Here is a 24691-nt window from a genome sequence, read left to right as displayed (position 1 = left end):
TATTGGAGGAGTGACGGGATAAATAACTCAAGCCCTAAGTTACTCTTGAGTATAGTTATCCACTGATGATAATTTCTGATTAACCACATGCAACATGATACAAAACTTATAATGGCCCTTATGATGCTCCAACCAAATTCGTCCGCCATGTAGTTCGACGATATGTTTAGCAATCGAAAGTCCTAGTCCAGAACCGGCTGGGGTATTGTGCTCTTTTCGTGAGGGTTCCATCTGGTAGAAACGCTCAAATAATTGTTGCTCCTGTTCAAGAGAAATGGACTTACCTACATTCTCGACGGATAGAATGACTTCGTCTTGCTGAACTGTGAGCTGAACCTTGACTTCTCCGGGACGGAGAGAGAATTTCAGGGCATTCGTTAATAGATTATCAATAGCTCGGACCATTTTTTCAATGTCTATGCTAACTAAGAAGGGTATAGGAGAGATATCTTGTACAATGGTAATCTGCTGCTCGTTCGCAACCGGCTCGAATTCGGAAATGATTTGTTTAAGTAATTTATGGTAATCAACTTCCTGAAAAGATAATTTGACATCACCATCAGTCAGCCGGGTGTATTCAAATAAGTCATCAATCAATTTCTTTAACTGTTGCGTTTTGTTATAGGCATTATTAATAAAGCGTGCTTGTTCTGCTTCATTCTGGTATTTAGGTGTCTTTAGTAAATCTAGGTAACCAATAATGCTGGTTAATGGAGTTCTCAAATCATGAGAGACGTATGTGATTAGTTCCATTTTCGAAAGTTCATTTTGGCGTTCTTTTTCCATTTGCTGCTGTAACTGTTCTGCCATATGATTGATATTGTGTGCAACATTGCCTAGCTCATCTTGCCTAGACAAAGGAATGCGATTCTTCAAATCCCCTCCTGCGATCGACTGCAACCCGTCCGTGATGACTCGGAAGTATCGGAGGATAGGGTTGGTTAGCGCAAAAAAGAAGGAAATGAACAACACCATAAAAAGCATAAATGATGATATTTGATTATAAATGTCAGGAACAAATCGTCCCAAAATAGAGAGAATGATGTGATGGGCAATAGAGCTGAGGAAAACGCTGAGAATAAATGCCCAAAGCATCTGAATGCGAATGCTTCGTTTACCTTTTAATATGGACCAAATTTTATTTATCAATCTTATAACCTACTCCCCAGACGGTCTTAATATACTGCGGCTCTCGTGGTTTGATTTCAATTTTATCACGGATATTCCGAATATGGACCATCACTGTGTTTTCGGAATAAAAAGCCGTTTGGTCCTTCCAAACCTTTTGATAAATGGTATCAATGTTGAATACTTGCCCCCGGTATGTGGCTAACAATACTAGGATGGAAAATTCAATCGGCGTTAAAGATATGTCTTTGCCGTGCACGGTAATCTTATGTTGCTTCTTATTAATAACAAGATCATCAATTACAATCTCCGAAGGGTCTGCGTTATGGCTTGAGGTAGAGAATTGTTGCCTTCTTAATTGGGCTTTCACTCTGGCGATTAGCTCTAGAGAATTAAACGGTTTGGTTACATAATCATCGGCTCCCGTTGAAAGACCAATGATTTTATCCAGAGGCTCTTCTTTGGCAGAAAGCATAATAATAGGGATTTCGAATTCCTCTCGAATTCGAAGACAGGCTTTAATTCCATCCAAATTCGGCATCATCACATCCAGAATGATTAAATTAATCTTCTCTTGCTGCAGAATTTCTAGAGCCTGCACACCGTCTTCAGCTTCCAAAACGCGATACCCTTCATTACGTAAATACACATGAAGAACATCCCGAATTTCAGGGTCGTCATCCACGACCAAAATGTTTATGTGTGTCATAGTCGGTCTCCTCCATGTGTTTTTTTATATCGAAAAGTCAGTCTAACGATCACAACGATAATGATTCCTAAGGTAATGAGAAATAGCAGCATTATTCCATAATTATATATCAGGGGCCCCACTTCTTGTACATGATTTCCTAAATAGCGTCCCGCTATAAAAAATAAAAATGTCCATACCAATCCTGTCGAGTAGGAGATTAGGGCGTACCGTCGATAGCTCATTTTATTAATACCGGTAAGATAGGGCATGACATGTCTCACTATAGGAAGGAAATAACTGATACAAAGGGCCAAATTCCCGTATTTTTGAACTAAATGTTCTGAGTAGTTGATATATTTCTCCATCTTTTTCTTTCGGCGCAGTTTATTCAGAATAGGAGTCCCCATACAACGCCCTAGTACATAGCCCAGTGATAATCCCGAAATGACTCCTAAATATGTGAGCAGAAAGGCTGGTAGAACGGCAAGAATCCCTTGGACGGTTACTGCCCCACCAGTCATCACAATGACCTCGTCAGGAAGAGGCATGCCAACAATACCAAGCCATAACGAAAAAAAAAGAGCAAAGTATCCAAAATGCTGGATCAAGGATAACAATTGATCATAATCCATACGATTCACCTCACATAGAAGCCTGATTGCGCATCGCTTGTAATGGTTTCATCCATTTACGAGCGGCATAGTACATGATTTCTGCTAAAATAATCCCTCCAACAATGTCTAGAATTACATGCTGTTTCACTAAGAGTGTTGAAAGGATAATCGACCAGGAAGTGATCCTGACGAGCACTATGGACAAGAGCGGCCAGTTTCTGCAATCCGCTATCCCTTTCAGCATTAAGTAACTGCTTAATACATGAATGCTGGGAAAGCAATTATAAGGACCATCAGTCCGGTAAACCAGTTGTACGAGCCAATTTAATAATCCATGACCAGTCACTTCGGGACGAACAATGGAGGTCTGATAAACATAAAAGGTGATATAGCTGATGATCAGACCAAGACATAAGGCGAGCAGGGTTCTGTAATAAACAGGTCTATTCTTTATACAGAACGTAAAAAGCATGGTGATCATAAAGGGATACCATAACAAATACGGAATAATGAAGGCTGGAACAAAGGGGATTTGTGCATCCAGATCTGTCATCATACTGTTGACGTTCGAATCGCCGTGGTTTAATATGCCATAAAATATGTTTAAGACGGGTATCGCCAATATCCATAACAATGGTTTATACGTAGCCATTTTACCTTTCATCCGTTGAGGCTCCTTTTTGACAGACATAAACAAATGCCGGTGGAACGTTCATAGGGACAAACAGAATTTCCTTGATTTCAAAATTATCGCTTAGTTGTTGTTTCATCTGTAAGGAGTATTGAAAAGCAATAAATAGGCCGCCGGGCTTAAGCGATAATCTGATTTGCTCAATTAACCGATCTCTCATAGCTTTAGGGAAGTTATAAAAGGGAAGTCCGCTTAGAATGCAGTCGAGTTGAACGATATCTTCTTGTTCCAAGGCTGATTGGATTTCACATCCATCCGTATAACAAGTGAATTTTGGAAATTGATGTTGTAATTTTTTTTGCAGATGGGGATCTTTTTCAAATAGAACAACTTTGGTGCCTTCAATGACGGCAGCTTGAATGTAATTCGTGATAGGCCCTGTACCCGCGCCAAGCTCGGCAATGGCATGTACTTGGTTCCATGGAACAGCATCAATCATTTTTTGGGCCAAATATCTTGAGCTCGGAGTCACACTCCCGATCTGTCCTGGTGAATGTATAAAACGAGATAAGAATAGAAGTTTTTCTTGGATTTGGGATTTGATATTTAATGTCATATCAGGTTACCTCCCTTGTTTAACACTTCTTATGTTATCTAATAAATCTGCAGATAAAGTGAGGGAGATTCTGAATTAATTCTGAAGAATTGATTATAATGGCAGGAAAAGCTTCTAAAGATCAGGCGCTTAATTGGTATATAAGTAGGGGGAATGCATGCACATATACGCTATATCTTTCCATAGTTAACACTCCTTTTTTCTAGACTTATGTAGGCAGATTTGTGTCATTTATGTAGGAACATTTGTGTCATGACGGTTGACAAGAACATAGTCGCTTAAGAAGTCGCCTAAATGGTGGCTTTTTTGTTTTAAGGTATCATGTTCTTGTCCCAAGTCGAGGACAAGAACGTGATACCTTTGCCGTAAAGGACAAGAACACGGTACTATTGCCGATTATGGATAACAAGCGGAGGTATCGTTTTTCCAGCACTAATAAGTGCTGTTTATCGTATTCGCGGTTTTCTTCGGTACGCTGGTATCCTTTGTTCTTGGCGTTATTGCGACATGCGTTTTGATCAGGCAATTAATGCTATTCCTGGAAGACCAAAGGTGGCAGACTCGCTCTTTGATCCCGCTATTTTGTTTGGGATATGGAAGAAGTCCATCACCCGACGCTCATTTGCGCCGTTTTCCTCATGCAGTTCCCTAATTTTCTCGGACTGCTTCGTATTACGCTGAATCCGGACCTTCAATATGTAATATTCAGCGTATTAGGTGTTGCAAGTGTCTGCTTATCCGTTAAACTAATAAATAAACTAGGGAATTTGTAGGGTAATTAATTCTTGAAAGGAAGTAAGGGCGACTAAAAACTTAAGTAAAATATTAGAAATGAGGAATTTGATATATGAAGATACGTACCGCTACACTGGATGATACATCTATCCTTACAGAACTAAGTTCCGTTTGTTTTTCACCAGAAGAAACAGCAACGAAGAAAGAATTTGAAGAAAGATTGAAAATATATCCAGATCATTTTTGGATTTTGGAGGAAACCGGGAAATTGATAGGTTTTATTAATGGAATGGTAACCAATGAATCCGTAATTCGGGATGAGATGTTTAAAAATCCTTTCCTGCATGAAAAAGATGGAGCATGGCAGGCTATATTTGGCGTAAATACAGCGCCCGAATACCGAAAACATGGATATGCTGCAAAACTTATGAGACAGGTTATTGAAGATGCGAAAAAGCAAGGGCGTAGGGGTTGTATTCTAACTTGTAAAAAAGAGTTAATACATTATTACGAGAAATTTGGATATAAGAATGAAGGTGTATCGAAGTCCTCAATTGCTGATGCAGTCTGGTATGATATGCGTTTGGAGTTCTAACTCTGATTAAGAGATGATGATGCAACGTGGCAGGGAGGGAAATAATATCAATAAGTAATTTTAGAATATATCTAATATCAAGAAGGCTAATCATGGTCAAAGCAAAAAACTGTATCTGTTTCTGCAGGAGCAGCCGTCATCAACCGGCTGCTCTTTTGTTAATTTTGTTTTTTCAATTTTGATGTAGCAAAAGAAGGGATCGATGGTGGGCAGGAGTTCAATAACTAGGAATCACTAAACGCAGTTTGTCTGTTCAAAAAGAATATATTTGCAAAATAAGTGGCTATTTTTCTGGCGAAGGAGTGCCGGAACCGTTCAAACGTATTGGGCATAAGCTGATATATATATGTAGTCTAGAGAGGATGGCTGTGTATGTTTCCGTATCGCCCGGTAATTCATCAATCCCCCTATTCCGAATATAGTCTTATGCCCCACGGGTATTATTACTCCCCTTATTCTGAAGAAGGGTGGCTCTGGCGCAATAGCGTCCTCGAATCGGACGGAAGATACCGGCTGCCTGCGCAGCAGCGGCTTACCTTCGTGCTTGTGCATGGCTCCTGGGCCGACGCTCGTTTCTGGGATGGAGTAGCTGCGGTGCTGCGCAATCAAGGGCATGTCGTCCATACGCCGGAATACGCAGGTCACGGCAAAGATCCGAACAAAAATGTCACGCATGCGATGATCACGAAGTCAGTCGTTGATTATATAACGAAGCAGAACCTGCGCGACTTCATTCTCGTCGGGCACAGCTTCGGTGGAACAGTAATCCAGAAGGTTGCCGAACAGGTGCCGGACCGAATCAAGCGTCTCGTCTTCTGGGATGCGTTCGTACTAAAAGACGGTGAATCGGTTGCCGACGAGTTACCGCCAATAACAAGACAAGGTTTCGAGCGGCTCAGAGCCAGCTCGAAGGACGATACGATCATGCTTCCGTTTCCGCTATTTAGGGATTTGTTCGTCAATACATCCACCTTGGAGGAAGCCAAACGGATGTATGCAGGTATCACTCCGGAACCGGCTAAACCGCTTTTCGAGAAGTTGGATCTTAAAGCCTTCTACGCACTACCTATCCCCAAAAGCTATGTCTATTTCTTCCAAGACAACGCATTGCCACAAGGAGAGGGGTTGGGCTGGAATCCGCATATGTCAACACGACTAGGTCAGTTCCGCCTAATCGTTGGCGACGGGGACCACTTTACGGATACTCGCACAAGGCCAGGCATGGTGGCGCAGAAGTTTTACGAGGCGAGCCGTGACTGATCGGAACTTCTGCGGAATGCTACGTGATTATTCGAGATTGAACTAACGGGACACGACAGTTGAATGATCATAAGGAAGTTATCTATAAAGTAGACAATTTGTATTGGAACGAAAGGATGGGGCTAATTGGCCAATAAGAACAGCTATGAATTTTTAGAGTGTGTTTCATTGACTGCAGGTGAGCTAATAAACTATGAATCTTTAGCTGGTTCTTACGCTGTGGTTAAATTCCAAGGTAGATAGCTTATTTGTTTCAATACATGGAGAAAACAGTGGGAAATACCTGCCGGGGGAAGAGAAGTAAACGAGACTCCTGAAGAATGCGCTATACGTGAGCTTTTTGAAGAGACCGGGCAAGTTGTACATAGTATGAGTTGGAAGGAAGTACTGTATGTTTTGGGATTTATCTGAAGATGTCGGATACATTGTTGAAATTGACAAAGCAGTTCTTGATTCACCGACTGGAGTGCCCCGCGTCGTCTACGACATCACGAGCAAGCCGCCGGCGACGATCGAATGGGAGTAATGAAAGAAACTCCGAAAACCCACTACATTCAAGGGTTTTCGGAGTTCTTTTTTTAGAGTCAACCCTGCACAGGGCTGGTCTTCATTTCATAGATTTTTTGGAGCGTATGGACATGCTTCGTCTTCTCGTCATCGTCCTCTGTGTGGAGATACCACTCCACAAGCCTGTATCCGAATACGAGAAGGATCAGCTCGTAGACGCAATGATCGGCGATAGGGGATACATCCGCATACTCCGAAAAGCCTTTGTAATACGCGGGGACACATCGCTGGTAGTATTCGACCATGTGATCGATATCCGCTTCATCCGCAATCAGGCTTGCGAGATCCTCGCCCAAGTAGCCCCATCCGGATGTATCCCAGTCGATGAGCGCGATTTTCCCGTCGGCATAGATCAGGTTGGTCACCCAGAAGTCCCGGTGGCATAGCACGAGGGGCAATTTTTCGATGCGGGCGAGTATCTCGTCTGCGTGCTCATCGATGTCGATGAGCATTTGCCGCACGTGCTGCGGCAATTCACTGTCCTCCGAGCGTATATAATCATAGACGACAGGCCATGACCGGTAATGCAGATACGTATTCTTCAGGAGATCCGGATGGCTCAGGTTGGTCAGGCTCTGCAGCACAGCGGGCTGCTCCGCATACAGCTTGCCTTGATAGCGTCCTAACTCCAGCGCGGCCTGTTCATACATGTCACCGGTCAAGTCTAAACCGGTTACGCCATCGATATATTCCAGCCACAGCTGGAATTCATTTTCTTCGGCATTGATCTCGGCGTGATAACATGTCGGCCAGCGGAAGGCATCCGAGAACGTCGCACCCAAGTCAGACGCATAGAGATCATATTCTCGGCGCCATGAACCCGGATCACCGTAACGCTCCCATTTCTTCTGGATTTTCAGCACGATACGGTACGGCAATTTTTCGCCATCCGCGGTTTCGGCGATCCCCGTTACCAGGTACACATTTCCTACAGTTCCGCCCTGTAACGGCATGGTTTGGTAGTCGGCAGAGATGATATCCTTCTTGAACCGTCGGCTTAAGGCATAGAATAGCGTTTCGAATTTAATATTCATTTTTTCCATCCTCCGTTTTTCTTCGATTGCTTGCTCCACATGGCGATCGTTTTGTTTCGAGCCCTCTTGTCGATGAGGTAGCTCGTTTTATCCTGGACATACTTGTTCTCATGCTGCTGGGTAACATAATGCTCCCACCGTTCACGCGGCAACGAACCGTCGGCAAGCGCGGCGAGAACGGCACAGCCCAGCTCGGCCTGATGGCGGCAATCCGTAAATCGGCATTGCGGGAACCATTCCTCCACATCGGTAAAGCTAGCGCGTATGCCTTCGTCGGCATCAAAAAGTCCAAGCTCACGCATACCCGGCGTATCGATGACCATCGTACCGGAGGGGAGCATGAACAGCTGACGGTGCGTTGTCGTATGCCGCCCCCGGCTGTCGACCTCCCGGATCGCCTGAACCTTCATTACGTCCTGTTCTATCAACGCATTTAGTAGAGACGATTTACCGACGCCGGACATGCCGAGAAAGACGACTGTTTTACCAGGCATCAAGTAGGGATCGAGTTCGTTCAGTCCCAGGCCTGTATGACTGCAGATCGCGTGAACCGGCACATCAGGGATGCTTTGTGTGACTTCTGCAAGCGGGAGATTATAATCTTCAACGAGATCAGCCTTGGTCAGAATGACGACCGGCTGGCCGCCGCTCTGCCTGGCTTGTGTCAGGTACCGCATGATGCGGGTAACTTTGAAATCCCAATTCAGAGAAGAAAGGATAAACACATAGTCAAAGTTGGTTGCAACGACCTGTTCCTGCACGGTTTTGGCATAGCCTACGGCATGCCCTGAGTAATCCGCGCGTGAGAACTTAGAACGGCGGGGCAGCACCGTAACAATGGAAGAATCTCCGCTCTCGTTGTAGTACAGCAAGACAAAATCACCGACGCACGGAAAGTCTACGCGCGTTTCCGCGCTGTGATAGAACGCACCTTTAAGCACCGCCGTTACTTCGCCGCGCTCGGTCATGACCGTGAAGCGCTCGCGCCGAAGCTCCGTCACCCTGCCGGGCAATAATCCATTAGGAATTGCTTCTATTTCTGTGTAGCCATAGGTTTTCAAATCCATCATGTTTTTTTTGTTAGCTCCTTTAAAGTTGTTTTTTTGGACGCAAAAATGCCACGGACAAGCAGCCTCTAAAGAAGCTGCTGTCGCGCGGCATCAGGACGCAAAAAAAGATACGACCTTCATCGTATCCTGCAGACAGCAATATTCACGAAAGGTTACTTTGGATGGCATACCAAATAATACGGGCGTTTTCCCGCTTTTTTCGCGTATGCCTGCTATTCAGTTTTAAGACCAAACCACCATATAAGTAGTTGCCATTAAAAACATCTCCCTTCGTGTCAGGAACTTGCTTATCGCTAAGCTGTCTATAAAATAACCTATTTTGGCAAAAAAATCAATGCCTGACAGCGCAGATTGTGTCGGCCTGCTCCATCGAGTCTGCGCTTACGGGCAAGTTTGCATGGGTAGATGAAAGGATATTCTTCCAAGGGTAGCAGAAATAATCAAGTGCTTGAATAGCAACAATGAATTGGTTGCCGTGGCTACCTTAATGGACGAAGTTATTGGCTTTGGCTGTGCTCAAAGTTTTAAATCGTTTTGTTACATTGAAGCTTATGGTGAAATTACTGAAATGTATGTTAAGGAATCTGCTCGAAGGAACGGTGTTGCTACTTCTCTGATTTCCTTTCTGGAAAATCAACTTCATTCCCGTGGCGTCAAAACAGTTAAGATTTTGACAGGAAGAGATAACAAGTCAGCCATTAAAGCTTATGAACTAAGCGGCTATGTTAAGGATGATGAAGTAATGCTAAAGAAAAAGCTTTAATAACCTCCACCTACAATGTTCATTATTAAGCTAACGGGCAGTAGAGCGTGGTGAAAGGAGTCGTATTATCACTTGCTCAGCGTTTAGATACTGGCAACCATGATATATCTGTGCAAGGATTGCAAGGTTCCATTTCCCACCATCACCTATAATTAAACTTGAAAGAAGGATCTGAATGGATTGGCTAGACCGCATGAATAACGTAATGGAATATGTCGAAACACACCTGTAAGGTCTGCCAATTTGGCAGAATACAGGTTTTTGTTTTAAGAATAGCCCTCACATAGAGGGCTATTCAATCGTTTCCGTAATCTTATCTACTTTACCTTACAATTCTAGTAATTTCGAAAGGGTTTTCTCTAAAATATAACACAATGTCTTCATCTTGCAGTATACTAAAATTGGTTGTAGTAAAATTTTGGGAGGTAAACATATGCGCGTGAGAAAGCTTGCTCCTTACAAACACTACTTATGCGGCTTGTTGACTGCTAGCTTATTATTTTCAATGATACCGATATTAAGCAGTTCGGCATATGCTGCAGCTCTGCCTACAGAGATCTCTGCTTCTACTTCCTCGCAGCAGCTAACGGATCAGAAGCTAACTTCAGCCGCAGAGCTCCTCGAATATGAGGCACAAATGGCATTTATGGCGGCACTGCACGCTTGGCCAGCTTTGGACAAGCTATGGCCAGGCACTCAGTATCAATCTCGTCTTATGCTCCTCACGAATGGCGAGCAAACGTACGAGATAACCACATCAGGCTATAAGCTAGTCGAACCGTCCAATCCGGGATTACCGTTAGGAGTGTATTTTGACAACCAGTTTAAAGTATTGGATTGGAACGGCAAGCAGGCAGTCGCCATTTTTGTTGATAAAGATAAGCCCCTTCAAGATCGATTCGAGCCTCATACGAATACGCCAATAAGCTTTACAATCACTACACATGAAATGTTTCATTTCTACGATCAACCGTCATGGCCAATAGTACAAGATCCGAACAAAAGCTATTCCCGTTCATCCATTTATCCAACTGAAGTAAAACCACGAATCCAACGAGCTATGCTTTTCCAGGCTTTGTATCAAGCGTATACGGATCCAGAAGCAACCCCCATGCATCTCGGACATGCTGCTTATTGGTATCAACAGTATAAACAAGACAATCCTACTGAATACGAAAATAGTCTGTATTTCGATACTGTAGAAGGTATTGCATCTTATATTGACAAAATGTCAGTTATGTACAGTGCTTTCGAAGGCAGCGCATCAGCCCAGCAAGTACGTGATTACTTCACAAAGCAGTATCAAGATATTAATATGAGTGGCTTTATTACCTTCGATCAAGAATCATACCAAATTGGGAGCTGGCTGGCGTTCTTGTTGGATGCATTGAACAAGGATTGGAAGGGGTTGGTGCCAGAGGGGCATACTCCGATTGAACAACTTCTGGAGGGTGTTACGCCGATACCTCAGCAAGCGGATGACAAGATTACAGCAGAACGTGAAGCAACGATTGCAAAGTTTAATGCGGATCTTGCCATTACGCTTGACCCGCTGAAAAAAGCGTTGGATGACCCAAATATACCACTATTATTGATTCCACTAGATATTAAAAGAGGTGCGTTCGGTACAACAGGATTTATTACATTGAAAGGTTATGAGCCAGGCTATGTAATTATGAATATGTCTACCCAATTCACAACGAGTGCTGGAAAGTTAGAATTGAAAGAACGCTCGATGTTGATGATGCCTACCTATATTGAGACCATAGAAGGAGATTATTTTATTACACCGCTGCAATCAGACGAGTATGTAACAACAGATGGCACGCTTACGTTCGATAAGAACGGGTTGAAGGGTACGGTCTATGTTAAGCCATTTAAGTATAATGGGCGTGAAGCTTATATGGTGGCACCGTAGTACGGTCATCGTGGGCTATCTTCAAGTGAAGATTCTATTAGAACAGAGAGCCGAATGTATTCGACTCTCTGTTTCATATGTTGTATCTGCTCTGTCTCTTGCCACCAGGAAAGCTTAAAAAGCAGCTCTAGTGTAGTAAAGTTTTCTTATAGTCATAATTTCCTCTTCCTACCGATCGAATAAATGGTAAAGTCTTTCATACGGCTCAAGGAGGAATTAACATGTTCAACGTGTTTGTTTGTAGTGAATAATATTAGCTTTGATTTTTTTCCTATCAGTTGGGAGAGGGCTGGAAGAATAGCAACATTTGAAGAAGTAAATGTTGCTACAATCGGCGACAGCGAAACTCGTTCGGAGGAGGAGATGGATCGTTTTTTATGCTAGTACCATATCATTACCTTGGTGTTAGGGGTGATTTTCAATGGAAAGTGTGAACAGAATGGATAATGAAATCATTGCGCAACATGCGCTTGCACAGTACGATATAAACGTTGTATCCGTATCGCCAGTAGCTCAAAGTGGCGCTGCGGTTTTCAAAATTGAAGATCATCGTGGATTGTTATACAGCTTGCGTGTTCACAAATCTAAAAGCAGTACGCTTGAAAAGATATGGACGCGCCGAGAGGTGCTGGATTCGGAGTTGGTATGGCTGGATGCGCTTAATCGTGTTACTAGTCTCACCATCCCTGTGCCAAAACGCAATCAGCAAGGATCATATGTCACGCAAGTGGACGAAATTTATTGCACGATGCTCAGTTGGGTGACAGGCGAGCAAAAACAATACTTTACGAGCGTGCAAGAATTGAAATCCACCGCTGAAATGACGGCAGCTTTGCACCATCATGCCAGTAAGTGGCAGCCCCCTTCATCTTTTGTCCGTCCAACGAATCATAGTGCGCGCATACGGCTCGCTCTGGACATGCTCGAGCAGAGGGTGGGGGAAGGAGTTTTAGATGAACATGATGTTCATATCCTAAGTGTCGCTGGGGAGAGAGCGATAGCCCTGTTCGACACACTCCCTAAAAATAAGTTTACTTGGGGCGTACTGCACGGTGATATCGTTCCTCCCAATATCGTGTTTGTAGATGAGGTTGCAAATCCCATTGACTTTGGCGCGAGTGGATTCGGTTTTTTTCTCACTGACTTGGCCATCACATTTTTTTATATTCACCCCAATGCCAGACAGCAATACATTGATTGGTATGGAAAGCACTTTCCGCTACCGAATGATTATGTGGCACAATTAGAAGGATTATTTATTGCTTTACGGCTAATAGTGATGATGAACGCTCTCGGTCTGCCTGACGCGAACAACTGGCTACCGACGGATGTACAAAAATCTGCGTCTCGTGAATTTGGCAGGTATGCAAATGGGGAAGACTTTTTATTTACAGGTACACCATTTTGGGAATGAAAAGCAATCTAATTTAAAAAATAATCCACGATTCCAGGAAAAAGATCACATGATTACGCTAACGAGAAACTATAGCTTAACAGTCATCAGGCTGCTGCTGCACAGAACACTCAACAATATGTGTTGGATGGATGATAAGAACATACACATAAGAAGTCGCGGAAACCGCGGCTTTTTTTTGTTTTTATGATGTAAGTTTTTGTCCTCAGCTCAGAACAAGAACTTAGATCGTTCGCCGAAAAGGACAAGAACATATACGCCAAAATCAAATTAAATCGGCATATAGCAAATGATGTTAGTTTGCTTAAATAAATAGTATAATTTTGATAACGCACAGTCGTGATAACATGACCGGCATCGACCGGCATCGAGTGCTGGCCGATCAGATGAACGATTTGTCGAAGTTCGTGGCTTCAAGTTCACCTATTAGACTGCATACCAAGTTATTAGACGAATCCTAAGAGCTTTTGTTATACATAGAAAAAGATTACTTTTAAACAAGAAGAAGTTACACAGATAGCTGACTAGCAATAAGATGCTAATCATTAAAAGGGTATATGTTATTTTTTTTGAAAGAAGGGAAACTATGCCATTCAACATATTAGTTGTTGAAGACGACGTGGATATTAACCGATTGTTAGGGACGCTTTTAAACAAGCAGGGGCATCAGACAGAGTCTGCGTTTTCCGGTAGTGAAGCAAAATTGCTATTGTCAATGCGGGATTATGACCTGATTTTGCTAGATTTGATGTTACCCGGAATTTCCGGTGAAGAACTGATAAAGGACATCCGCAGCCACTCCTATGTGCCCGTCATTATCATCTCGGCTAAGGGGGATATGAAAGACAAGATAGATCTGCTCAAAAGCGGTGCTGATGATTATATAACTAAACCTTTTGATAAAGAAGAGGTACTGGCGCGGGTAGAGGCGCAACTGCGGCGCTATAAAAACTTCAGTTCTGTCGAGCAGACAGCCAAGCAACTGATTTATCAGGACCTAGTACTGGATATCGCTTCAAGAACCGCTAAAGTAGCGGGCAATCCAATGACGCTTACTTCCAAAGAATTCGAGTTGTTGACTATTTTGCTACAGTTTCCTGGGAAAGTTTTTACAAGAGAAGATTTGTATCAAGCAGTGTGGCAAGAAAAGTATGCTATAGAAGATAACACGATTAACGTACATATGAGCAATCTGCGCAGCAAGCTCTCCAAAAACGCCCCAGATCGAAGCTATATCGAAACGGTATGGGGCATTGGTTTTAAAATGGTCTAACTTTAATCTTTCTTTACGATTTTTTACGCTTCGTTAAGGACTTGCTGCCAGCCGACTAGGTAAAGTGAAGGTAAGAGGTGATCAAATGATGTCAAAAAACATAATGATGTCAAAATCATTAACCAAAACGTATGGATCCTTTACTGCTCTCTACCCCACTACCTTGTCTATATCCAAGGGGGAGATTCTCGGACTGGTTGGCAGAAATGGAGCGGGCAAGACAACACTGTTAAAGCTTATTACGGGGCAATGTCTACCCACGGGTGGGGAGCTGGAGCTGTTTTCGGAGACAACGACCGAAGGGCTGCGGCAAGCGAGGCAAAGGATAGGGGCGATTGTAGAGACGCCCTGTTTTTATCGCGATATGACGGCTAGGCAGAATTTGGAGTACTATCGGATTCAGCGAGGAATTCCCGGTAAGGAGAGAGTGGAGGCGGCTTTGTTTGAAGTCGGTCTGAAGGATACGGGCAACAAGAAATTCAGGGATTTTTCAATGGGGATGAAGCAACGGCTGGCACTGGCACTTGCGCTTATGAATCATCCAGACTTTCTTGTGTTGGATGAGCCGATTAACGGCCTTGACCCGTTGGGCATTGTGGAAATACGTGAACTGCTGCTGACATTGAACCGTGAAAAACAGATCACAATACTCATTTCTGGTCATGTACTGGCGGAAATGCAGAGCCTAGCAACTAATTATGCTTTTATCGATGGGGGTAGAGTGATCAAAACAATGACGTCCCAGCAACTCGAGGAAAGCTGCGGACAATATCTCAGACTGATGATTGATCATGAGACTAGAGCGGCGGTTCATCTGGAAAAACATTTCCCGGATATTCGTTATAGTATCCAGGCGGACAAGTCTATCCATATTTATAATTTGCAGGGACAGGCGGATGAAGTGACCCGGGTGCTAGTGGAAAACAATATTCGGCTGTCCTCACTGGAAACGAGAGGAACGAATTTGGAGGATTATTTTGTGTCCTTAGTGGGAGGGACCCAAGATGTCTAATTATTTGAAAAGTGAGTTGTATCGGCTTGTTCACAAAAAGTCGGTTTATTTCTTTCTAGCCATTTGCTTACTCGGGCCTCTCTTTATAACATTAATGACAGTAAAGATAGGAGGCGAGCTATACGCGAATACGGAGTTTGCCTTCAAGGCGGCTTTGAATATGTGGAGCCTGGTTTTTTTTATAGTTCCGATTATGGTCAGTATGTTGGTGGCGGATGAATTTACCGATGGGACGTTAAAAAATACGGTGTCGTATGGTACTTCCCGGAGCACCATTTTTTATGGCAAATGGTTCATGGAACTAGTGTTTGTGGTTATCTCATGGATGGTAACTTATATTTCACTTACTGCTAGTGTGTTCCTGCTATTGCAGAACAACGGAACGACATATTTTATGGATTTCACGTTGTCTATTGCAGGTGTACTGCCACTTGTTCTGGCTGCACTTACCGTTTCTCATTGTTTTTGTTTTTTGACAGAGAATCCTGTGCCTCATCTAGTATCCTATGCGGTCATGATCATTGCCCTACCCGAGCTGTATTATATGTTTGCAAATGGAGTCCCGGAATTAAGAGAGATCGTGGACATGTTGCCGCTTTTCCCTTATGCAGCCGCGAATGATTACGCATGGCTGAATCCGAACGGGATGATCCTCTGCTGGACAATCGGAACGGCGTATATACTCCTGGCATTTCTGATTAGCTCCAGATGGGTGAAGCTGAAAGAATTCAAATAAAACCAAAGGAGCGTGACAGAAATGGTGACCGTTCTATTTGCCAGTGCGGCTATCCTTTTTGCCGCGCTTTATTGGTTGTTACGCAGATCCACGAAACGGGCGACCGATCAATTTAGACAAATTCTGTCCGACCCGCTTACCAACCGACATATCCATCTTCGTTCGCCTGATAAGGAGCTGGAAGCCCTGCTGGTTGAAGTGAATCGGCTCTTGACTGACAGGCAGACTGATAGAATTCTCTATGAAAAAAAAGAAGGAGAAATTCGCAGGCAGATCGCGAATATTACCCATGACTTGCGCACACCGCTCACATCGATGCTCGGCTATATTGAGCTGTTGCAGGAGGAAACTACCTCTGTTGCAGAAGCTTCAGAATATCTGATTGTTGTAGAGAAGCGAGCGAAGGCCTTGCGGTCACTGATCGACAGTTTTTATGATTTATCACGGATTGAAGCCAGAGATTATCCCATCATGCTACAAAAGATAGATTTACAAGTTCTGCTACAACGGGCATTGGCCGATCATTACTCTGAAATAACAGCCGCAGGATTTCAGGTCAATCTTGATCTTTCAGATACGAATTGCTTCGTCATCGCGGATGAGGAGAGCGTAATGCGCATTTATATGAATGTGCTACAAAATGTTCTGAAGCACGGACAACGTTCCTTGCATTTATTTCAAGGATTGAAGGACGACAAAATGGTCACGATTCTTTCCAATGAAACGATTACCTTGCAGGAAGAGGATATCCACTTTTTGTTTGAACGAAGCTTCACTGGGGATCGAGCGCGGTCTGAGGGCAATAGTGGATTAGGGCTCGCGGTTGTAAAGGGATTAATGGAGCAAATGGGCGGTAGCGTTCATGTTGAATATCATGCGTCTCTGTTCATGCTTTGTTTGGCGTGGAATAAACCGAAAGCGATAATGTAGGGCGACATGTGAAAAGTAGGTAGACTCAATACAATTGATCACTATAATGGGAATATGATACATACATAGAGTCAATCTGTACGATATAAACAAGATTTATCAATGATGAAATATTCGAGTTGTCGATTTTCGAGGATGGAGACATCCAAGCCGAGAGAATCTTTTGTGAACAGTGGACGAGAAGTGAATATGAACTCAAAGAAGAGCATCTAAATGATGACTACCTGCGCGAAGCGTTGGATATCCGTAATGAAGATTTTGACGACTTCATGAGGATCACGAGTCCAGAACAAGCCGTAAATAAGCTGTCGGAACTCGTAAGAATGTCTTTATGGAGTGATTCGGAGTGGATACCTCACGACGACAATCTCAGAAATCAATTTGAGAAATATGAATTTCATTATGAAATACATGAGCTGTGTAGTGACGGGTCCTTGCTTTAGATAGAATTTATGAAGAGTGGTGAACCAGGAATGGCTAAGGACGTCTGGGATAACATTTTATAACATATCCAAACGATATCACAACCGATTTTTGCTACAGTTAACCCACCTGCCACAGAGGAAGAAATAAATCTGTTGGAAAGCACATTAAATGTACAACTTCCGAGTCATTTTCGCAATTATCTGTCTACAATGAATGGACAACAAGAGGAAGTACCTTTTATAGGCTTCAACTCCTTTTTGTCTATTCCAGATATCATCGAAACATGGTCCATGATGAAATAATTGTTTGAGGACGAAGAACAGGTGGATTGGATCGACGAAGATCGAATCAAGCCTCTGATTTGGAGTGAAAAATGGATTTCGTTTACTGATTTTGAAGCTTCCTCACGTCTGAGTCTGGATTTAGATCCGGGGAGAAACGGCATCTCGGGACAAATCTTTAAATATCACCCCGGTATGAGTTATCAAGAGGTGATTGCAAACTCATTTGAAGAGTTCTCAAATGAAATATTAAAGAGGTTCCAAGCCAACCAATTTTCATTTACTGACGGTGTTATTGCGTTTGAGGATTTCTACTTTGTTTGATCATACGGCAGGAATCACGCTGGTCCCGCTTATATTGTCTAAGGAGGTATGAATGAAACTAGCTTTAAAATCAACCGGGACGTGACCAAGGAGCTTTTTGGAGATGAGTACGTTCTGACTAAATATTAAAATAACGTTTACGACATGGCGAGATCAGCCAATGTTACACTCGGAAAGGCGGGAGACGATGAACACATTACAAGAAGAAGCGATTGAAGAGATGAAAGCGGCTATTCATAAATGGTTTGACGAACAGGAACATCGAGAGGACGCTGAGGAAGCGGTCAGACGCACAACGCTGCAAATGGGCATCTTTAACGGCATAATGCTGGATTATCGGCCGGGCAGGACCAGAGTTGACAGTTTGGGTTATAGACGGAATGCTGGGGGCAGCAAGTCGATGAAGGTTTCACCTTTTACGCGGGAGCAGGTATTGAATGAGGTGCAGCCACTGTTGGTGGAAATCGTAAAGGAGAAGCTGGACAGGCTGGAGACGTCGCCGCTGATCGACTACCGGTTTACCTTGAAAGGAACCTTTACAACGACAGACGGGCCCGTGACATTAACGGTGCAGGAAACGGTATATGAAGAGAAAAAGCAGCAGCTTTTGGAACGAATTAATTCCTATATCGAGAAAAAACTGGAGAAAGGCACTTATCCGACAAAGCCACTGGAAACCTTCTTTTTAGCCCGTCATCTGCTGGACCCGAATTTGTTTCACGAACCGGAAGCCGCAAGGACGATTGCTTTATTTGACCGGATTCAGGAGCTGAACAAAGAACGGACGCAAGCGCTCGCGGAGCATCGAGGCGATATCATCCGAGCTTTGACTGGCTGGGCCGAGCAAGTATTTCTGCCGCGTTACTGCGATGTCACCCGTAACGAATATAGAATCAATGAATATGAAATCAAGCCCGGTGCTGTTCTGGAGAACAAGGATGAGCCGAATCAGCCTGTCGACCTTCTGCTGTACGGCGCGGTGATGATACTTCGATACGAGCCGAACTATAGCAAATTCAGGGGCCAGACGTTTCTGGAACTGGCGAAGCAGCTTGGCAGCAGCAAAGCCGGGCGCATGTTGAAGGAGGGCAGCGGCAGCTTCAAGCAAGAAGACATCCATATGCGCCATGAGCTGGTCGAATGCAAAGCTAACGATGTTTTTTCCCTCATTACGGTCATTATTCGCAAAGAAGAAGCTGGGGCGTACGAACGGGCGATTTCGTTTATTCTCAACCTGCTCCGAAAGGGATTCCCGAAAAGCTACAAAATCAAGTTAAAATCCAGCGTGAGAGAGGTATTGCCCATCAAGGGGCTTGCCAAATCGACTACACACCGCTTTTTTGCGAATGCGCTGGCTTATTCCGAGCTGCATCCGTTATTGGAGGAATACGCTCGTGAGGCGATGGTGGAGTTTGAATGGTACGAGGATACGGAAAGCGAAAAAAGCGTAATGCCAGGCAGTTATGCTGTATTCGGGCTGGGGCTTTTGGCCGAGCGGTATTTTCCGCTGGTCGAAGCTTATATGGCCCTTGTTGACGATGAACATCAGCTGGTGCATGACAAGTTCACGGCCGTTTTTGCCGAAACCCACGGCATAACGGAGCGCTCGACTCCCACCTTGATCGCCTGCCTGAGACGTTCCCACGATTCGCTAAAGCTAAAGATTCAGCCGGAGCTGGAAAGTGAAGACAAGCTGTCGCTGTTGGTTCAGCATGTAGAGACCTTGTCGGATTACGAGCTTGAGCGGGTGCTTTACTCGATCTGGGGCAAGATAGAGAAACTGGCTGCATTGGCTCGCAAGGCGCAGGAACCGCGCAAGGAGCTGCTGCTTCGTCTGCTAAAGGCGGCGGGTAAAGCCTAACCATGGCGATCTGCAGGATTTGAATTATCTTGCGCTGCATTCGATCAGTAAACATCCGCTGCACTTTGTAAACCGACTGAGGAAGTTGAAGCACCTTCGCATTTTGTTTGGAGGTCGAGAGCATATTCAGGAAATTGAAGAGAATGAAATCGACGATCTGGAGATCAGTCGAGTCCGTGGTTTTCATGATTTGTCCAATATCGCGAACTTCCGTGCGCTAACGCGTCTTGTGATTCAGGATCAAATTCAACTGCATGAAGTCAGCTTTGATCGAGAGATGAAGGTGCTAGAGGAGCTATCCATTTGGAACTGCAAAAGTTTGGCTCGTTTGACGGGAATGGAGCAATTGCCTTCGCTACGCAAGGGCTTCGTTTGAACGATACATCCTTTGCTATTGCTTATCTTAAACACTTTTATGAAAAGCTAGGAACAGAAACCGAAAAATAGCGCTACTCAAACAAAATAAGCAGCTCTTCCTCAACCGAGGAAGAGCTGCTTTGGGATCAAGTCCAGATTTATGTGTAATTTCCCTCAATGAACACGATTTTGTTTCGGGAAATGCACTATACAGCTTCTCAAGCGATATTTTGCCAACCTCACCCGACTTGACTTGTTATTTCTACCATTCAGTTTCAGTTTTCTGTTCAATGATTTTTAATACTTTTGGTTCAATCTCTTTCATCATTTGTTCCATTAAACGATTGCTTATAGTTACTCCATTTTGTTCAGCTTTATATTGCCTTTCAACCTGTGTTTTTGCAATTACATCAATCACTTGTTGTTTAGAGACATTTTTAGATGCTGCAATCTCCACAACAGATTTACCTTTTGCTATTTCTTGTTTTAATTCTGCCCCGCTAATTTTTAGTAAAGAAAACAGTTTTTCATCGTTTAAAAAGCCATCAGCAGTATAAACAGGCTTACCATTTAAAGAGAAATAACCTTCTACTTTATTGTTTGAAGATGCAGGATCATCACCTCCTCCTACCTGAGAAAGACTAATTGTATTGCCCTGAACAAATACCTGGTAGAACGGTGTTTTCGATCCCTTTTCAGTGTAATTCAACATCAATGTTTTTTGATTTGGGTTTTCCATTTGCTCCATAGCAAACTCGTAATCTTCGATGTTGCCATACATTTTATCAATGAGATAATCTACCCTCGCCTTGATTTCTTGATCGGTTAAAGAAATGACTGGCTTCTCCTTAGGCTCCCAATTCTCTAGATTCACGTGTTCAATCTCACCCGTAATACCATTAGTATCTAGGCTAATCTTTTTGCCGGTTCCGCCTTTTTCCTGCAGTACGATGCTTGTTTGGACTGCTTTCATTTTGGTTGGATCAGTGGAGTCTCCTCCAAGGTAGCTTGCATCGATAATCTCAAACAATTTTGTTTCGGGAAATGCGCTATACAGCTTCTCGAGTGTTGCTTTGCCAATCTCATCTAACTTGACTTGTTTAACAGTCATTGGTGTTCTAGTAAGCATTTCAATCAGGGGAGGGGCCGCAAATGCTGCGGTTGGAATCAAAATCGCAATAGCAACTATTCCACCAATTAATCGTTTTTTCATGGTTATTTCGCTCCTTTTTGGTTGCAAATATTGAGAATAGGATCGTTCTATTCGTTTGGAAATGTCCGGAGGGCACTCCAAAGTTTCTGCCTTTTTGTGTAGATGTTCACGTATTTTGTGTTCAATAGGCATTGATCTTTTCCATCCTTTCTGGGGGGAGATTCCGTAAGTTTTTTCGAAGCGCTTGGATGCCAGCATGATATCTTGACTTGACTGTACCCAGCGGAATAGCGAGCAATGTTGCGATTTCCTCAAGAGTATAGTCGTGATAAAAGCGGAGGATAATCACCGTCCGCTGTTTGTCGGTCAGTTTTTGGACTGCCTTCGATATCATTTGGTTCGTCTCATCCATGAACACAGCAGGTTGATCCCAATGAGACTCTTCCTGAGAGAAAGCACAGATGCGTTCAAAAATTCGGAATCTCCGCCAGCTCTTGACCCGAAATCTCTGCACTTGACGGATTACCAAGCCATGTAGCCAGAAGCGGAATGGTCGGTTCGTATCGTAGTTGGCAAGCGAGGTCCACATTTGCATATAGATCTCATTCATGATATCTTCTCGATCCTGCTGATGATCCACCAGAAAGGAGACTGTCCGGTAGACGTCCTGATAGGTGGCATCATACATCGTATGAAACGCCTGTTGATCACCATCTTTCATTTTTATAAGTAATTGGTACATAAATTCACTTTGCATTCAGAGGGCCCTCCTGAGTAAGCGGCTTACACACTATATTGTCGCTCTATTGGAAAAAGGTTCGGTTCTCTTCTTATTTTTTTTCAAATGTTGAATGTATGAGGATATCGGTTCGGAAACCAGGATTCAATAAGAAGAGTGCCGGGTGTGATTGATATTTACCTTTAAGTTCGATAGTCTATATCTAGGCTAGAAATTATTACTAACAAGTAAACTTGTATATGAAAAGAGGGATTTAACATGTATTTGTTGTGTTAATTATTAAGAGCTCCACTTGCAAAGCCTATATAGCTATGTATGATGATAAATGTTATTTATATAGGTTTTGCTGCCTTAAATATTATATTAAGGAGCGGAGCTCGATGAAATATGTTAAAGCAAATGAAACTCTTCCAGAAGATTTACTTAAAGAAATACAAAAGTATGTACAAGGAGAACTATTGTATATCCCTAAACAAAAAGGCGTTCGAAAAAAATGGGGAGAGAACTCCGGTTATAGAAACCATCTCATCTGTCGTAATGATGAAATTTATAAGAAATATAATCAGGGAACAACAATTGAGCAACTTTCAATCCAATATTCGCTGTCATGCGATAGTATAAAGAAAATTGTTTACTCTAAAAAATCATAACCAAAAGGCTCGTCTGGCAAAAGCAGGCGAGTCTTTTGGTGCAGAAAATGGTTATTAATTATTTTTAATATATTCATTTGGATTGGCACTATATAGAATTGGGTTATCGGCACAGTTTTTAAAGCTAGAATATGAAGATACGTCAAATACAAATATAACCGATTATATCAAGCGGTTTTGAGGTGAATAATAATATGGAAGAAAGAATATTGCAATTTCTAAATAAAACATATCCTATTAATTTTAATAATGTTGAAGCAGTAACAAATGAAATGTACCGTTGTCTATCAACAAAAGGTATCTTTTTTGTTCGAATAACGAATTATAAAACATATCATGAACAATTAGAAGAAGTTAATTGGACTAATTATCTCTTCAACCAAGGCATAGGCGTACCCATGGTCATCCCCTCTATAAATGATTCATTAATTGAAAATATAATGTTAGATGAAGAGAAAATGGTCGTTTTATTTCAGGCTGCATCAGGAATCCATCTACCACGGTCCAAATGGAACAAAACTGTATTTAGAAATCTTGGACAACAAATGGGCAGAATGCATCGAGTGAGTAAAGGATATATGAAATCTAGTATCAATCATTGGTACGAGTGCGAAGAATATGATTTTCTCAAATACATTCCTGCAGAAGAGAAGACCATACGGGAAATTGCACACGTTGTTTTAAACGATATAAATGAACTTCCACAGGATAATTCAAATTATGGTTTAATACACGGAGACCTGTGGCTGGAAAATGTCCTCGTAGACAGTGACTCCAAACTAACGATGATTGATTTTCAAGATTGTGAAAATCATTATTATGTATACGATTTAGCTGTTCCAATCTATTCTGCACTGGAGTTTTCGTTCTCAGGGGGAGAGAACATAAGAGATTATGAACGATCCATTACAGAGGCGTTAATTGATGGATATAAAGAGGAGAATGACCTCTCTTCTGAAATGCTTATGAAATTACCACGGTTTATGAAGTTAAAAGAAATGTTTGAATATAATTTGATGCATATGTATTGGAATTCTAAAGAGCTGAGCGAGGAACAAGTTCGAATCTTGAACTTATATAGAAATCGGATAGAGTACAGCCACTCTTGAACTAAAACAGTAATCTTCAGTTATATAAGAGTTTTACATACCAGTTTTAGATAAATATTAATGATTGGTGCAATTTTATTTGGGGTTGAGAGTGAAATGAAATTCGAACAAAGCTATGGGTTTGCACATCGTAGTGAAAAGATCAAAAATACAACTAATACAAGATTTGGTATAGCACCAGGTTGCAAGATATTTACCGCAATAGCTATATGTCAGCTAGTTGATAAAGGGCTTTTAGAATTCGGCACTTTATTAAGCGACTTAGGAATCAATATAAATAAAATTGATCCGAGAATCACTGTGCATCACTTACTCACTCACACTTCAGGCATTCCTGATTACTTCGATGAAGAATTCATGACAGACTATGAAAGTCTTTGGAAAACAACGTCCGATTGATATCGTTCCACTAAAGGGACATTAGAGATGAGGAGCTTGCTTGGAGGCAGCTCCTATTTTTTTCTTTGAGATAACGAGCAGTTGTCGGAGGACAAGACTGCGTAAAAATGGTTTGAGAATCTTGGTTTCTCATGGAGGACAAGAAAATACATGCATAAGAAGTCGCCAAATGGGCGGCTTTTTTGATTTAAACGATGGTAAGTTTTTGTCTTGAGCTGAGGAAAAGGAACTTACATCGTTAGCCGAAATGGCCAAGTACATGTATTCATAGCCGATTAGATGATTGTCTTTTCTAGAGTATGAAGTGAGGCAACATAAAATGAGGGTTGTATATTTGGTAATTTCGGAGATAACATTTGCGATAGAAGACCCCAACTTATTTTTTCTATATATGATTAATGTTAA

Annotated in this window: 28 protein-coding genes; 19 read left to right on the top strand and 9 right to left on the bottom strand. The window is 42.6% G+C overall.

Going from position 1 to position 24691, the window contains the following annotated elements; translation table 11 throughout:
* Positions 1-39: 39 nt before the first annotated feature.
* The 5 genes from MNQ98_RS15045 to MNQ98_RS15025 are packed head-to-tail and all read right to left on the bottom strand — an operon-like array spanning position 40 to position 3680.
* Positions 40-1149, bottom strand: a complete 1110-nt coding sequence (locus MNQ98_RS15045; protein ID WP_241928987.1) for a HAMP domain-containing sensor histidine kinase — start codon at positions 1147-1149, stop codon at positions 40-42.
* Positions 1139-1837, bottom strand: a complete 699-nt coding sequence (locus tag MNQ98_RS15040; RefSeq protein WP_241928986.1) for a response regulator transcription factor — start codon at positions 1835-1837, stop codon at positions 1139-1141. The genes MNQ98_RS15045 and MNQ98_RS15040 overlap by 11 nt, the downstream gene beginning before the upstream one ends.
* Positions 1834-2451, bottom strand: coding sequence for a DedA family protein (locus MNQ98_RS15035; RefSeq protein WP_241928985.1), 618 nt, complete (start codon positions 2449-2451; stop codon positions 1834-1836). Before MNQ98_RS15035 ends, MNQ98_RS15040 begins: the two co-directional genes overlap by 4 nt.
* A 10-nt stretch (positions 2452-2461) precedes the next feature.
* A complete protein-coding gene (locus tag MNQ98_RS15030) occupies positions 2462-3097 on the bottom strand; it encodes a phosphatase PAP2 family protein (protein WP_241928984.1) in 636 nt (211 codons plus the stop codon).
* On the bottom strand, positions 3087-3680 hold the full coding sequence (locus MNQ98_RS15025; protein ID WP_241928983.1) for a class I SAM-dependent methyltransferase: 594 nt from the start codon (positions 3678-3680) through the stop codon (positions 3087-3089). Before MNQ98_RS15025 ends, MNQ98_RS15030 begins: the two co-directional genes overlap by 11 nt.
* 847 nt (positions 3681-4527) lie before the next feature.
* On the opposite strand from MNQ98_RS15025, the gene MNQ98_RS15020 reads away from it, so the two are divergent.
* From MNQ98_RS15020 to MNQ98_RS29625, 4 genes are all read left to right on the top strand, one after another.
* Positions 4528-5010: a GNAT family N-acetyltransferase gene (locus MNQ98_RS15020; protein WP_241928982.1), complete on the top strand. Its 483-nt coding sequence runs from the start codon at positions 4528-4530 to the stop codon at positions 5008-5010.
* Positions 5011-5382: 372 nt separating this feature from the next.
* Complete coding sequence (locus MNQ98_RS15015) at positions 5383-6270, top strand: alpha/beta fold hydrolase (protein WP_241928981.1); 888 nt, start codon at positions 5383-5385, stop codon at positions 6268-6270.
* Between the two features lie 246 nt (positions 6271-6516).
* Positions 6517-6681 carry an NUDIX domain-containing protein gene (locus MNQ98_RS15010; protein ID WP_481856769.1) on the top strand — a complete coding sequence of 55 codons (165 nt, stop codon included), beginning with the start codon at positions 6517-6519 and terminating at the stop codon, positions 6679-6681.
* Positions 6662-6796 (top strand): GMP synthase (glutamine-hydrolyzing), encoded by a 135-nt coding sequence (locus MNQ98_RS29625; RefSeq protein ID WP_277883658.1) that lies wholly within the window; start codon positions 6662-6664, stop codon positions 6794-6796. The genes MNQ98_RS15010 and MNQ98_RS29625 overlap by 20 nt, the downstream gene beginning before the upstream one ends.
* A gap of 58 nt (positions 6797-6854) precedes the next feature.
* Here the strand turns inward: MNQ98_RS29625 and MNQ98_RS15005 are convergent, their stop codons facing one another.
* Both MNQ98_RS15005 and rsgA read right to left on the bottom strand, forming a co-directional pair.
* Positions 6855-7871 carry an aminoglycoside phosphotransferase family protein gene (locus tag MNQ98_RS15005; protein ID WP_241928980.1) on the bottom strand — a complete coding sequence of 339 codons (1017 nt, stop codon included), beginning with the start codon at positions 7869-7871 and terminating at the stop codon, positions 6855-6857.
* Complete coding sequence (gene rsgA / locus MNQ98_RS15000) at positions 7868-8743, bottom strand: ribosome small subunit-dependent GTPase A (protein ID WP_241928979.1); 876 nt, start codon at positions 8741-8743, stop codon at positions 7868-7870. Before rsgA ends, MNQ98_RS15005 begins: the two co-directional genes overlap by 4 nt.
* 646 nt (positions 8744-9389) lie before the next feature.
* Here rsgA and MNQ98_RS14995 point away from each other — a divergent pair.
* The 12 genes from MNQ98_RS14995 to MNQ98_RS14945 all read left to right on the top strand — a co-directional run bounded on the left by MNQ98_RS14995 (position 9390) and on the right by MNQ98_RS14945 (position 20255).
* Positions 9390-9704, top strand: coding sequence for a GNAT family N-acetyltransferase (locus MNQ98_RS14995; RefSeq protein ID WP_241928978.1), 315 nt, complete (start codon positions 9390-9392; stop codon positions 9702-9704).
* A 433-nt stretch (positions 9705-10137) separates the two neighbouring features.
* Positions 10138-11622, top strand: coding sequence for a hypothetical protein (locus MNQ98_RS14990; protein ID WP_241928977.1), 1485 nt, complete (start codon positions 10138-10140; stop codon positions 11620-11622).
* A 421-nt stretch (positions 11623-12043) separates the two neighbouring features.
* Complete coding sequence (locus MNQ98_RS14985; protein ID WP_241928976.1) at positions 12044-13036, top strand: phosphotransferase enzyme family protein; 993 nt, start codon at positions 12044-12046, stop codon at positions 13034-13036.
* A 586-nt stretch (positions 13037-13622) separates the two neighbouring features.
* Positions 13623-14309 carry a response regulator transcription factor gene (locus MNQ98_RS14980; RefSeq protein WP_241928975.1) on the top strand — a complete coding sequence of 229 codons (687 nt, stop codon included), beginning with the start codon at positions 13623-13625 and terminating at the stop codon, positions 14307-14309.
* An 85-nt stretch (positions 14310-14394) separates the two neighbouring features.
* Complete coding sequence (locus MNQ98_RS14975; RefSeq protein ID WP_241928974.1) at positions 14395-15321, top strand: ABC transporter ATP-binding protein; 927 nt, start codon at positions 14395-14397, stop codon at positions 15319-15321.
* Positions 15314-16057: an ABC transporter permease gene (locus tag MNQ98_RS14970; RefSeq protein ID WP_241928973.1), complete on the top strand. Its 744-nt coding sequence runs from the start codon at positions 15314-15316 to the stop codon at positions 16055-16057. Before MNQ98_RS14975 ends, MNQ98_RS14970 begins: the two co-directional genes overlap by 8 nt.
* Positions 16058-16078: 21 nt before the next feature.
* Complete coding sequence (locus MNQ98_RS14965) at positions 16079-16987, top strand: sensor histidine kinase (protein WP_241928972.1); 909 nt, start codon at positions 16079-16081, stop codon at positions 16985-16987.
* A 119-nt stretch (positions 16988-17106) separates the two neighbouring features.
* Complete coding sequence (locus tag MNQ98_RS14960) at positions 17107-17430, top strand: hypothetical protein (protein ID WP_241928971.1); 324 nt, start codon at positions 17107-17109, stop codon at positions 17428-17430.
* A 135-nt stretch (positions 17431-17565) separates the two neighbouring features.
* Positions 17566-17715: a hypothetical protein gene (locus MNQ98_RS29895; protein ID WP_481856639.1), complete on the top strand. Its 150-nt coding sequence runs from the start codon at positions 17566-17568 to the stop codon at positions 17713-17715.
* Positions 17716-18018, top strand: coding sequence for an SMI1/KNR4 family protein (locus MNQ98_RS14955; protein WP_241928970.1), 303 nt, complete (start codon positions 17716-17718; stop codon positions 18016-18018).
* A 187-nt stretch (positions 18019-18205) separates the two neighbouring features.
* Positions 18206-19879, top strand: a complete 1674-nt coding sequence (locus MNQ98_RS14950; RefSeq protein WP_241928969.1) for a DUF6138 family protein — start codon at positions 18206-18208, stop codon at positions 19877-19879.
* A 19-nt stretch (positions 19880-19898) separates the two neighbouring features.
* Complete coding sequence (locus tag MNQ98_RS14945) at positions 19899-20255, top strand: hypothetical protein (protein WP_241928968.1); 357 nt, start codon at positions 19899-19901, stop codon at positions 20253-20255.
* 243 nt (positions 20256-20498) lie between these two features.
* Here MNQ98_RS14945 and MNQ98_RS14940 read toward each other — a convergent pair whose 3' ends face one another.
* Both MNQ98_RS14940 and MNQ98_RS14935 read right to left on the bottom strand, forming a co-directional pair.
* Positions 20499-21449 (bottom strand): hypothetical protein, encoded by a 951-nt coding sequence (locus MNQ98_RS14940; RefSeq protein ID WP_481856638.1) that lies wholly within the window; start codon positions 21447-21449, stop codon positions 20499-20501.
* Between the two features lie 121 nt (positions 21450-21570).
* The gene (locus MNQ98_RS14935) at positions 21571-22146 is read right to left on the bottom strand and encodes a sigma-70 family RNA polymerase sigma factor (protein WP_241928966.1); all 576 of its coding nucleotides are present in this window, start codon (positions 22144-22146) and stop codon (positions 21571-21573) included.
* A gap of 362 nt (positions 22147-22508) precedes the next feature.
* Here MNQ98_RS14935 and MNQ98_RS14930 point away from each other — a divergent pair, with 362 nt between their 5' ends.
* From MNQ98_RS14930 to MNQ98_RS14920, 3 genes are all read left to right on the top strand, one after another.
* The gene (locus MNQ98_RS14930; protein ID WP_241928965.1) at positions 22509-22778 is read left to right on the top strand and encodes a CD3324 family protein; all 270 of its coding nucleotides are present in this window, start codon (positions 22509-22511) and stop codon (positions 22776-22778) included.
* 194 nt (positions 22779-22972) lie between these two features.
* Positions 22973-23887, top strand: a complete 915-nt coding sequence (locus tag MNQ98_RS14925) for a phosphotransferase enzyme family protein (protein ID WP_241928964.1) — start codon at positions 22973-22975, stop codon at positions 23885-23887.
* 60 nt (positions 23888-23947) lie between these two features.
* On the top strand, positions 23948-24286 hold the full coding sequence (locus MNQ98_RS14920) for a serine hydrolase (protein WP_481856637.1): 339 nt from the start codon (positions 23948-23950) through the stop codon (positions 24284-24286).
* Positions 24287-24691: the final 405 nt, after the last annotated feature.

The organism is Paenibacillus sp. N3/727 (assembly GCF_022637315.1).
GTDB lineage: Bacteria > Bacillota > Bacilli > Paenibacillales > Paenibacillaceae > Paenibacillus_AQ > Paenibacillus_AQ uliginis.
This window is presented reverse-complemented; position numbering and strand designations above follow the sequence as displayed.